Annotated in this window: 8 protein-coding genes and 2 pseudogenes; 3 read left to right on the forward strand and 7 right to left on the reverse strand. The window is 41.5% G+C overall.

Annotated elements, in window-relative coordinates; translation table 11 throughout:
* Positions 1–341: pseudogene (locus tag V7K31_RS23915) on the reverse strand (RNA-guided endonuclease TnpB family protein); the annotation flags it as partial.
* A gap of 1109 nt (positions 342–1450) precedes the next feature.
* Here V7K31_RS23915 and V7K31_RS23920 point away from each other — a divergent pair.
* On the forward strand, positions 1451–2692 hold the full coding sequence (locus tag V7K31_RS23920) for an aminoglycoside phosphotransferase family protein (protein ID WP_335097319.1): 1242 nt from the start codon (positions 1451–1453) through the stop codon (positions 2690–2692).
* A gap of 43 nt (positions 2693–2735) precedes the next feature.
* A complete protein-coding gene (locus tag V7K31_RS23925; protein ID WP_335097758.1) occupies positions 2736–3839 on the forward strand; it encodes a T3SS effector HopA1 family protein in 1104 nt (367 codons plus the stop codon).
* Here the strand turns inward: V7K31_RS23925 and V7K31_RS23930 are convergent.
* The 5 genes and pseudogenes from V7K31_RS23930 to V7K31_RS23950 all read right to left on the reverse strand — a co-directional run bounded on the left by V7K31_RS23930 (position 3827) and on the right by V7K31_RS23950 (position 10080).
* A pseudogene (locus tag V7K31_RS23930) lies at positions 3827–5061 on the reverse strand (RNA-guided endonuclease InsQ/TnpB family protein). The gene V7K31_RS23925 and the pseudogene V7K31_RS23930 overlap by 13 nt on opposite strands.
* Positions 5062–5650: 589 nt before the next feature.
* Positions 5651–6466 carry a DUF1838 domain-containing protein gene (locus V7K31_RS23935; RefSeq protein WP_335097321.1) on the reverse strand — a complete coding sequence of 272 codons (816 nt, stop codon included), beginning with the start codon at positions 6464–6466 and terminating at the stop codon, positions 5651–5653.
* 175 nt (positions 6467–6641) lie between these two features.
* The gene (locus V7K31_RS23940) at positions 6642–7826 is read right to left on the reverse strand and encodes an AbrB family transcriptional regulator (RefSeq protein ID WP_335097322.1); all 1185 of its coding nucleotides are present in this window, start codon (positions 7824–7826) and stop codon (positions 6642–6644) included.
* Between the two features lie 362 nt (positions 7827–8188).
* Positions 8189–8527, reverse strand: coding sequence for a hypothetical protein (locus tag V7K31_RS23945; RefSeq protein ID WP_335097323.1), 339 nt, complete (start codon positions 8525–8527; stop codon positions 8189–8191).
* Positions 8528–8721: 194 nt separating this feature from the next.
* Positions 8722–10080, reverse strand: a complete 1359-nt coding sequence (locus tag V7K31_RS23950) for an aromatic ring-hydroxylating dioxygenase subunit alpha (RefSeq protein ID WP_335097324.1) — start codon at positions 10078–10080, stop codon at positions 8722–8724.
* A gap of 652 nt (positions 10081–10732) precedes the next feature.
* Between V7K31_RS23950 and V7K31_RS23955 the strand changes: the two genes are divergently transcribed.
* Positions 10733–11398: a GUN4 domain-containing protein gene (locus V7K31_RS23955; RefSeq protein ID WP_335097325.1), complete on the forward strand. Its 666-nt coding sequence runs from the start codon at positions 10733–10735 to the stop codon at positions 11396–11398.
* Here V7K31_RS23955 and V7K31_RS23960 read toward each other — a convergent pair.
* Positions 11395–12198, reverse strand: a complete 804-nt coding sequence (locus V7K31_RS23960; RefSeq protein ID WP_335097326.1) for an SAM hydrolase/SAM-dependent halogenase family protein — start codon at positions 12196–12198, stop codon at positions 11395–11397. The two genes, V7K31_RS23955 and V7K31_RS23960, sit on opposite strands and share 4 nt — an antisense overlap.
* Positions 12199–12210 lie beyond the last annotated feature (12 nt).

Here is a 12210-nt window from a genome sequence, read left to right on the forward strand (position 1 = left end):
TTATACTCTACCGAGGCGCGAGTCTGATGCTTTTTAAACTTGGGATATCCCTTTTTACCTGGGACTTGTTTTTTGCAGTTGTCGAAAAACCTAGCAATCGCAGACCAAGCCCGTTCAGCATGAGCTTGTCGCGCTTGAGAGTTGAGCTTTTTAGCCCAAGGGAAATCAGGGTTATCCGCTAATGTCTTGCAGTATTTGTACAAGTCGTTACGGCTGACTCCAATGTTATCCATCCAGTAGCGGAGGCAAGAATTGCGGATAAACTGAGCCGTTCGCAAAGCTTCATCCAAAGCCTTGAACTGCACATCCTTTCCTTTCAATTTTGCCTCAAGAACGATCATAATTACTCTAAACTTTCTGGCGTAACTTCTCTATTCTACAGATTGCTGCCGAAATTAAGAATCTTTCAATGCCGAATAAATTCGGCTATTCGCTTATATCCCCCAGTTGAAACACGGGGGCTTTACGCATCACGACTCGTAAGTCGGCGAGAAAAATTCAATGTATATGAATAAATATAAATTTGAAGTAGGGGAGCCACTGCGTTCATACGTGTCAACTTAAGCGCAAACCCTTTTAAAACCTCGTTTCCAGCCTCTAGCTGGAAATGCAAATCAATTGCGGCTCTGCCGCAAGTCTTGAGGCAGCAGCCCTCACATTAGGCATTCCCAGTCTCCGACTGGGAACGAGATAATCTATAAAAGCTGCTTCTAGACTGGCTTTCACGTTAAGTTGACACTAATGCACTGCGTTGCGCGGGTTTCTGGCGTTGAAGAACGATGTCAAAGTCTTTCTGTATATAGATTTGAGTCTATTTTTTTAGTGTTTTTTGTCTAAGTCCCAATATCTGAGTATCAGACAAACGTACTTGACAAAAGTGTAGTTCCATAAGATGCACTCATGTAGCCGTTGTCTACGATCGCCTTTAGTCATCTACAATTTTTAGGCGGCACAAATAACGTAATCACAAGGTTTCCAGACATCAATTCTGAAAATTAAAGAAAAAAATCATGACTAATTGCCTAAAAAGTCCGGTTTTTTTGGCCTTGTGATGATAAATAAAAATAATAGCGTTGAATATCATGCTTCCTGCCGCGAAGGATTACTGAAATTCTTCACTGCTTTCAGGATGATTACTGAACATTAAATTTTTGCTGGGGATGCTTCTCCACCACAAAAAAAGGAGATGGAGCTACATTAAAAGGCTCAACTACAAAACTTACTCTAGATGTATTTGTAAAGATGTCACGGTATCTGGGAGCAAATTTTAAAGCAATTGTAAAAGACTTGGTGCCATTTTGGCAGGTTTCTACCCAAAGTATGGGATATTAGTAGATTGTACAAATCTTTATTGTTATTTACACATCAGTTACTATCTACCGAAAGCTGCTAAGACCAAGCAAATTTGACACAGATAAGTTTAAGTAATTTATGAAGTAGGAAATAATACATGGTATTATCACTGTCTTCTCATAACGTTATCCAGTATCTGCAAGACGCGGGTCTGTGTAGCTCAGAAGATGGCGCATCAGATAAATCTGAGTTGCCAGGAAGTAGTAAGAATAATTTCGATTTACTTGTGACTCTAGCAGATAATCGAAAACTGCTCCTTAAACAAGAACGTAACGTTAACAATGATGACGCGCCGCCTCATGAATTGTTTCAGGAGTGGCTATTTCATCAGTTGCTCCAGCAGTTTCCAGTTCTCGGCAATATTTCAGCGATCGCACCATTGGTAGTGCATTTTGACGAAGAAAATTTTATCCTCGTTCGCAATTACCTGAGTGAATATCAAGAGCTTGGAATATTTTACCATAACAATGATATTTTTCCACAAGAAATTGCTTCTGCGATCGGCACTACTTTGGCACAACTGCATCGTGCAACCTACAACCGCCGAGAATATAAGGATTTTATGGCAACTGCTCCTCAAGGAGAGTTTCGCTATGGCTTTTACAATCCGGCGCAAGGAGTAGGCTCAATTGAGCCGGAGATTTTTGGGACTGTTCCCACGGATGCACTGAAATTCTATGTTCTCTATCAACAGTACGAGAGTTTGGAATCAGCGATCGCTGATTTGGCATCTAACTGGAATCCTTGCTGCTTGACTCACAATGATCTGAAATTGAACAATATTTTGCTTCATTCCAGGTGGGAAAAACTAGACAATTGCCTAATACGACTAATTGATTGGGAAGCTTGCTCATGGGGAGATCCAGCTTTTGATTTAGGAACTTTGTTAGCAAGCTATTTAGGAATTTGGCTCAAGAGTCTGGTTGTAGACCCCACCATTGAGTTAGAAGAATCTCTACATCTAGCGTTGACACCGTTAGAGATTTTACAACCTTCAATTATTGCCCTAATTAGGGCTTATATAAATGCTTTCCCCATGATTTTGGAATACAGCAATGACTTTATTTCGCGTGTTATCCAGTTTGCGGGACTAGCACTGATTCATGAAATACAGGAGATGATTACGTGCCACAAATACTTTAGTAATGCTGACATCTGTATGCTCCAAGTAGCTAAAAGGTTACTCACAATGCCGGAGCAAGCTGTACTGACTATTTTCGGGATATCAGAGTCAGAAATCCTGAATCCTGTAGCAAAAATCCATCAACTTCCTCAACCTCTAAAGGAGCCGCAGTTACTTCGTATTTATTACGAAAAAACTCGGCTTCGCGGTTGTTAATGGCAGGGAGCAGAACAATTTGAAGAAGAACACAGAATCCAAAATCCAGAATCCAGAATACACAATCAATCAACCGCTAACTTCTCTATTGGACATTGCTAAGAATATCCAGATTGAGTCAAATTTTTGTATTTACCACCCTAATTATCAACCCTTTGCTCTGCCGACTAAAATAGCCGACAGATTTCAGCACAATTCTGTAGATATACAACATAAGTATCTCACTCTATTGCTGCGAAACTTTCTCTATGGAATTTATTACAATGGCTCTCTGCAAAGTACTTTGGTAGTGAATACTGATAGTACTAATCGCCCGCCAAAGCATAATTTAGCAGATAATTCCATTTTGGAGATTGATTGGAACTTTTACGAGCAATTGCACGCCAGTAATCACGGTATAGGTTATTTTGACCCGCGATGGCAGGTGTTGCGGAAAGAACCTGATGGGACTATGGCGGTGACTAAAGGCGGTTTAACACTTTATGTTGAGCCAAACTGCCATCTAGAATCTAGTAAGAAATCTACGAAAGTGGGTGACATGGTAGCAATCTGGATGCCCAAAAATCGACTGCAAAATGGTTGTTACTTGGCAGTTAGTAATGTCGGACAGGAACGCCAGAGCAACCCTGATGCTGATTTGGGAGCAGGGCGAATTTACTTTAACTTTACGGCATCTGGTGCGATCGCTCTCATGGAAAGCCTGACACTGCAATTGAATGCAGCCTCGATTCCCTTTAGCTTTCAGGTTCTTCACAATCCTTCTGCATACGGACGCTATGATTCGGGGCTACTCTACTTTGAACTCCCCGACTATCCAGCAATCCGCACAATCCTTCAGGTTATTTATCCAGAAAATCAATCCCATTTCCAGCCTGAAATTCCCTTGTTTACCAAATTTTTAGCACCAGGGTTAGGTTTAGCCGAAGAACCAACCCAAAAATTTGCAGCACAAGAAAGTTTTGGGATGAACCGTTGCCAAATTGTCGCTAATGCTTTATTGGAAGCTTGGCAAAAAGGTAAGAATGGGATGGAGGAACGGATGAAAGTTATTGAGCAACATTTTACGCGACACCTGATAGATTTACAGCGTCCTTATCTTAATCCCAGTTCTGAGGATATATATAAGCCGGTGAACTACCCACACTGACTTGGAGCTTGCCTTGTACAGTGTCGGCTTCTGTAATCACCAGGGAGTGCCGCAACTTGGACTTTCGCCCTAGTTTTGGTCTTACCTCCCCTCCTACAGCAGAGACGGCCGAACCTTCCGCCTTTAGCATTCTGATACCTTCTGCTCTAATATTTATCGCTGCGTTTCCATCACGATCATGATGAGTATTACAATGAGGACAAGTCCACTCACGGACATCCAACGGCAACTCACTAATTTGATAAAAACAATTAGAGCAAAGTTTGGAACTGGGGAACCACCTATCAATCTCAACTAACTTTCCGCCTTTTCGGTCTAGCTTATAGGCTAAAAAGTTGGTGAATGTTCCCCAGCCACAATCAGATATTGATTTCGCCAATTTGTGATTACGAACCATGCCTAATACATGAAGATTCTCTACTATGACAGCTTGGCTATCGCTGACTAACTTATAACTAAGTTTATGTAGAAAATCCTGCCTTGAGTTACTAACTCGTTCGTACACTTTGGCAACAACTTTTCTATACCTATTCCTTGAATTACTCCCCTTTTGTTTACGAGCTAATTTCTTTTGCTTCCGTTTCAAGTTTTTCTCATGCCTGTCTTGGTGCTTAGGGTTATCGTATTTAGAAATCTTTTTGCCATCAGTTATAACGGCGAAATGTTTCAACCCTAAATCAATCCCATATATTTTACCTTCTGAAATAACTAGATTTTCGCCCTCCACCTCAGTCAAGATAGAGGCAAGGTATTTACCAGAAGGCGTTTTACTCACAGTAACAGTCTTTATTTTCCCCTCAATGGGTCTGTGTATTTTGGCTTTAACTGTCCCAACATTGCCTGGAAGTTTGATATCACGATTTACAATTTTGACATTCTGAGGATACTGGGCGGACTGTTTACCATGTTTCGATTTGAACTTAGGAAAACCAGCACGCTTATCAAAAAAGTTTTTGTAAGCTGTGGTCAGATTCAGTGTTGTCGCTTGTAAAACTTGGCTATAACAATCAGCTAGCCATACTGTATCAACAGATTTTTTGAGTGCGGGAAGAAGTGCGTTGAGCGCTGCACGAGTAAGTCCAAACCCTGTTTCTTTGTAAGTCTCAATTGACTTATTTAGGGCATAATTCCACCACCACCGAGCGCAACCAAAAGTTTGAGCTAATTGGATTTGCTGCTCAAGTGACGGATATAAACGAACTTGTACAACCTTGTGTAACACCGAATATCACCTCATTGATATATTCATCTTAGCATGATATGTATTTTCTGGTAACGCCGTAAAACAAAATAAAATAATTGTTGATTCGTCATACATCTAATCTTTGTCTTTGCTGTGCAAAAAATTAATATTAGATGCAATCCTTATCAACCACCTTATATCCCGCCACTGATTCCGGCTACAGAATTCAGTGGGGGACTTACGGCGTAATAGTTAAATTGATGGGGAGTGGAAGGACTTTTGCAAGACGTCTAATCTAAAATTTATTAGCGATCGCAAAACAACACTATATATCAATACCGTTCAGTTAAGCTCCAAATCCTTGGTAGAGACGCGTTAGCATAGCGGTACGAAGTCCAATTTCGCGTCTGTACAGTTCAAAAATCAGTACTAAAATCCTTAACCCAAGCGTATTCCCTGAAAAATATTTAAGTCCCGTTAAAATACAGCAGATTGCAACAAGCGCCTCTGTACAGATTATTCTCAGGGCACAACAATGTTCATAAGTGTCAACTTAAGTATAAAACCCCTCTAAATAGGAGAGGAAAAAATAACTAATGACTCTTGACAAATGACCAATGACTCGTTCTCATAATTCTTCTGCTTGGGGAAGTGGGAAGATTTCACCAGCCAAGTAAGCCTTAAAATGCTTTTGAAAGTACAACCAGGAAGTCATATCTTCCCCATCTATCAATGCTTTTGGGGCTTGCTTATATAAAGGAATACGGTTATTAATTTCGTCTTGCAGCAGTGGCGGCAGTTCTGTTAAACCATTGATTTTGCTGCCAATAGCACTGTAGATCAGTTGACCGGGGCGATCGCCCATTTTCATCCAGGGAAGCCATTGACCAATTCTATCCCAACTCAATTGGAGTTGAGAAACTGATTTAAGTGCTGTGTTGAATAAATCTGCGGTTGGCACTGTTAATTTAAACAATTCTGCTGCCTGATAAATTGGATTTGGGCTGTATTCGGCAAATTTGGGATCGTCTGCTAAAGGATTGGGGTAATAGGGAAATATATCAAAAACAAAGGTTGTGCTGTCACCATCTACTTGGGCGGGGAAATTTCCCTCAAACTTACCCTGCACAGGATTATTGGCAACGTGAATTACCGGAACTGTCTCGCCTGTCCAAGGATTCTCCCATTTAGACAAAACCTCATCTGTTTTTGGGTTGAGATAGTAAGTCAGTTCCCTAGAAGTAAAATCCCAAGTACCTTCTCCTGTGGGAATACATCGGCTAAGGCTCAATCCCAGAATCTTAAATAAGAGTTGTTTTTTCTCACCTGGGATAAAAGCGTAAATTTTACCTTTCCAAATCAGGAAAGTGGATTCGCTAGGGTCGAGGGAAGAACGAGTTTTAATCCAGTGCTGCGCTTCAAGTTCTTGGATTTGAGCAACCATTTAAAGCATCCTTAGTATTTGAAAGGGAGTTAGGAGTTTTATCTCAGCTTATCTAAAAGTCCTTAAAAGCTCAAAAAGTCCTGATTGACATCCCTCTCCTTACTAAGGAGAGGGACAGGTTTTGCACAAGCAAAACCAGGGTGAGGTATCTCAAGGGCTATTCGATAAACCATAATTAAACTGGTTCTGAAAGTTTCTCATCCAGACGGCGAAACAAAAATACCCAAAGTGGTAGGGAACTATTAATCGCAATTAGTCGCACTAAATGACCAGTTGTGACAATTTCAACATTATGATTCAATGCCAGGGAAACCAGGATCATTTCTGCTGATCCTCCTGGTGCTGTGACTAAGAGACAGGTTAACCAGTCCCAAGAGGTTAATTGCATCGCAAGTATAGCAGCGATCGCTCCGGCTACGAGAGTCATCGCCACAGACATTAAGGCATGGCCGATAGTCCACTTCCTAAAGTTGGGTTTGTCTCCCCAATACTCACCAATAGTAATTCCCAGGAGCATTTGACCCAATAAGTTAATTAAAGGCGGCGGACTAAAGCTAATATCACCCATAAAAGGCAGCCAATGTAGCAAAGGATTAAACCCGATACCAATCAACAATGCACCAAAGAAATCACCAGCCGGAATTTTAAATAATATCGCTGGATAAACTACTAAACCAGTGATTAGCAGTACTAACAAAAGTAATCCTAGTTGAGATGGATCGAGATTCAGCCAAGCAGCGTTGATTGGCAGGGTTTGGGGATAGTAATTACCAGCTGATGTCCTAGCAATCAGGGGAATTAGAAAAACTACTGAGGTGACGCGAATCGCCTGAACTAGGGCAACTAAGCTGACATTTTTATTGTAATCGGCGGCGATCGCTGCCATAATTCCGACACCACCAGGAACTGTAGCCAGCATTGCTGTCAATAGGTTGGTTTTGCTGACGCGGGAGTAAATGTAACCGATACAACTACCACTCAGCAGCATAAACAAAGTCAGAAAAATAAATATCGGAATACTAGAAGCAACACTAGCTAGATTAGCGTGGGCATTGGAAGCCCCGATAGTTAAGCCTACAAGTGCCATTCCCACTTTTCTAGCAGTGCGGTTAGGTTGAGGGGAATATTTATAAAAAATTCCACATCCTTGAAGAACCATTGTACCAGCAGCAATCCCGCCAAAGATCCAAGCAATCCTACCAATTTGAAACTTTGCCAGGACTAAACCCAGAGGAAATGCTAGAAGTATTTCCAAGACAAGGACAATTAGTTGTTTTACAAATAGCTGTTGTTTGGTGACAACCGGATTTTCATGAGTGTGTTCTTCCAGGTTGGCAGCAACACTTACACTTTGATTCATCGATACAAGCTTTTTTATTAATTTAACTTATGTACTCAAGCTAATGCGATCGCACAACATACAGCATTTTTCAGGTAAATGAGGTACACAGGTAGGGGCACAACATTGTTGTGCCCTGACAATAATCTGTACAGAGGCGCTTGTTGCAATCTGCTGTAACTAGTACAGCACGGCGTAAACCCAGCGATCATCTCAATTAACCAAACAACTTGTTAAAGATAGGCAAACTTCCATCACAGTGTACTAAGTCTAAATTTACCGCGTGTTGTATTCAAAGAAAAATGCCTATAGAGAGAGGATAGGGGCACAATGATCACTGTGCCCCGACAAACAATTGGTATTTCTTTGAATGATTCAGCCGTTTAATCTTCGTCAAGGGCTGGGAAAACTTCCTCAAGCTCCCACAACCTATCTTTATTTTCAACAAACCAAATACGAGTTTCTGGAGTTAATTTACTCCAAATGTCTTCAACAGGGATGTGAGGAGATGCATATTGGTACTGTTTACCAAGTGATTTGAGATTATCCGCCACATCATGGGGAATCCCGAATTGTTCCCAGTCAACTTTGATATTTCTTCCCGAAACTCCGGCTGTGGGGTCAAAAATCAATTGTGCTGATCTGACTAAATCGGCAAAGTGTTTCGGTTTGAGTTTGGTAATTTCCTGAATTTGGAGTGATTCATTATGCTCTTGAGACATGATCGCCGCAGTGGTAAAGATTAGTGATGTATTGAACTTACTGCCAGAGATTTTTATCCCAATATATTTTAGTTTAGCGCAGAGCCGCTAACTTGATCATGATTAAGATTATGAATTAGAGATTAGAGATTTTCAGTTAAAAAAAACATCTCATCGTAGGGATGCAAGACCTTGCACCCCTACAAATGTACAATTTAGTGACGAGTGTAGGATCGCTCAAAGTGAGTTTTGAGTGTATGAGCGATCGCGGACATTACAATTGCTACTATAGAAAGCGATATTGCTGCTATTCGGATTCTAGAATCATCTGCAAGTATTGCGACAAAAGTTAGAGCGATCGCTACCCCTATACAACTTTGTTTGACCGTATTTGTCACTTGATAAGCTCGATTGCAAGAACTACAAATAAGTGTGTGTCGTGAGAATCTGTCTAGCAAAATTGGCTTTAGATTCGACTCGCTATTCTCAACATTTTTCCATGTGGAATAGCCCTGATAAAAAGGCAAAGAAGACCCAAACTTATCTAACCACTTGCGGTACTCGATCACTAATGTGTCAGATGTTTTCAGAGGCAAATATAGTTCTTTGATACTTGTTCGCAAGCGTTCAATTTCTGACTGTTGTCCTACAATCAGGGGCAAATCCTGCTCTAATATTTTGTTCGTATTTAAGTGATCGATCCATCGGGGTCTCAGCTTGACCCCCCAAGTCATAAAATTACGATAACCTCTAGCTAAAAGACGGCATCGCCCTTTGCCTAAAGGAATTGAATACAAAGCTAGTCCAAATGTCCAACCTCGTTCTTCAATATAAGTAGTGTTTAGAACAAGACTTGGAGCAACAAAATCAATATACTTCCAGGCTTCATTTGATTTGTTAGTTCCCCGCCATCTGCCTCGAATTCCCTGAACTGAACTCTGTAGTACTTCCATTTCTAGTGGTTGGGCATTTTTCCGATTACTACCACCCCTAGTGCCATGATGGCTAATAGCAACATGAGCCGGATCTATGACGTTCTCTACCAAGTATGTTTGATCATAAGGCAGATCCAATATAAAGTCTGCACACACGAATCCTGGCTTGTCTAAATCTGGCAGAATTGGAATAATTTCATCAACAGCAATTTCTTTTTCGCCAGCCCACACCCAAATCATGCCTTGGCGTTCCACAACTTTAAAGGATGGCACGCAAGCATTAACTGGAATTTTTGCATCTGCTGATAATTGGGGAATGTGCAGACATTGACCATCACTGCCAAACTGCCAACCGTGATATAAGCACTCAATTTTGCCGTCAATAATTTGTCCTTCGGAAAGTTTGGCTGTACGGTGAGGACAACGATCTGCTAAACAGACAAACTGTCCATCTTTGTTTTTGAACAAAACTAGGGGTTCATCGTACAAGGAAAAGCTATGAGGGCAGTTAGCAGACAAGTCTTGCACGAAGGCAACGGGATACCAGCATTGCCTCCAGTTAAATTCTTGCTTCTGTTCTGGTGTCTCAAAACTAGAAGTTGGTGTTGTCGCCTGTAGTGTCTTTGTTTCTAATGACATAGTTTTCTCCAGGTTTCTATGATCTTATACTTTTGTGTTAGAAAATGCTTAGTCCCAGAGACGAATGGCACTAAGTTAAAACACAGCCCTTACCCTGACTGCTTAAGAGCCTCTAGGCTCCGCCTCCAGTGGCAACATCCGAGGCAGCAACCCTCTCAGAATACATTCCCAGTCTTACAGCTATTTTCAGGTAAATAGACCACGCAATAAGGGCACAGCATTGCTCATGCGTGTCAACTTAAGCTAAAAGCCTTTTCAAATCTCGTTTCCAGCCTCTGCCTGGAAATGCAGATCAATGCCAGCAAGGGAGGCGGAGCCTCTAGAACGGCATTCCCAGTCTCTGACTGGGAACCAGACAACAAGACAATCTATAAAAGCTAGTTATAGACTGGCTTTCACGTTAAGTTGACACCAGTGAGCATTGCTGTGCCCCTACGAAAGATGTGGTTCAAATACTTGAATTCTGCTGTAAGACTCTTAACGAGGCGACACAAGGCTTTGGACTTTTCTTAGTGCCATTCATCCCAGAGACATAAGACTTATTTAGAAGTCCCTAATGCGATCGCTGACAAAAAGCTAAGATATACATCTATGTGGTAGCAGTTAGACTAAATTCGAGCTGGGGCGTTCAAAGTAATCAGAAGCATCCAAAATGGCAAAGAATAATCAGACTGTTCTGGCACTAACCTTACTAATCACAGCAAGTCTTATCGGTATATTTGCTGTTTTAAGCTGGATTGGCTATTCGTTAACGCGGTCTAAGTCTGAGATCAAAAGTCCAGGAAGCAGTGATTTAGTTAACAAAACTACTGATTCTAGCTCATTTAAGCAAGTAGAAATTACCACAGCCCGCAATGTCGATTACAGCCAGTTGCAGAAATATTTGCAAAGTAAAGATTGGCAAGAGGCTAACCGAGAAACTTACCTGAGAATGCTAGATGTTGCAGGGACTAAGGCACAAGCGGAGGGTTCTATTGGGAAAGATGAAATGAATACACTTTCGTGTGTTGATTTGAAAACCATTGACAGGCTTTGGAGTACAGCCAGTGATGGTAAGTTGGGCTTTAGCGCTCAAGAAAAGATTTTGAGGGAACAGAAAAACGACTATCGCAAGATGTATGACGCGGTTGGATGGCAAACGTTAACAGGTGAGTGGCTGATTCAGTGGAACTATAATCAGCAAACTAAAAGATATGAGTATAAACCTGGTAAGGAACCAAACTTTAAAACCTTCCCCCCAGGACATCTGCCAACTGTGGAAAGAGGATATAATTTTGATGTTTCTGTTGATGCGGCACTCACCAAGTGCGGTATTTAAGTTAGCATAACTTGAAGCATTTCTTGCGAATTTAACTGCAACTGTAAGTGAGCATTGCCGCTATTAATGGCAATTTCTACCCAGCCGTGACTGCCAACTAAAGCGATCGCCTCTCCAACCTTAACATCACTATAAGTTTCACAGCCTGGTATATTCAAAAGTGCGGCTTGCACATACCAAGTTTTGCCTTGTACATAACTCCCTGGAATGTTGCTCACTAAGTTACCAAAGTGATCAATATATTGAATGCAACCCACTACACCAGTGGTTGTCTGCTTGCACTCGCCTACATCCAGTTTTACCAAACTTGCTGGATCTATTTCTTGTCCTAGCTGTTTGAGAAGGACACCACTAGCAAGACTAGCTCCCACTGGTGCAAAGATATCCCTACCGTGAAAAGTCTTGCTTGGTTGAGGAGTTCGCCAATAGTTAAGATTTGTGAGTTCGACGGCTGCGATCGCTGGACTTTGACTGAGTACGCCACTGAATATACCATTATCTGGGCCGACCAGAAACCCTTGAGCAAATTCTACTGCGATCGCACGTCGCTTGCTTCCCACACCCGGATCTACTATTGCCAGATGCACTGTCCCAACTGGGAAATAGGGATAAGCATTCATCAGGCAAAACCGGGCTGCGGCAATGTCTTGCGGCGGAATTTGGTGTGTTAAGTCTACCACCGTCAGTCTAGGGTTAATTTCGGCTATGACTCCCTTCATTATGCCTACATAAACATTGCGATCGCTAAAATCGCTCAGTAAAGTCACGAGTGGTTGTTGATTTATCTGATTTTTGGACATAATTCTTAGTCA

The organism is Nostoc sp. (assembly GCF_036917675.1).
In the GTDB taxonomy this organism is placed as follows: domain Bacteria; phylum Cyanobacteriota; class Cyanobacteriia; order Cyanobacteriales; family Nostocaceae; genus Nostoc.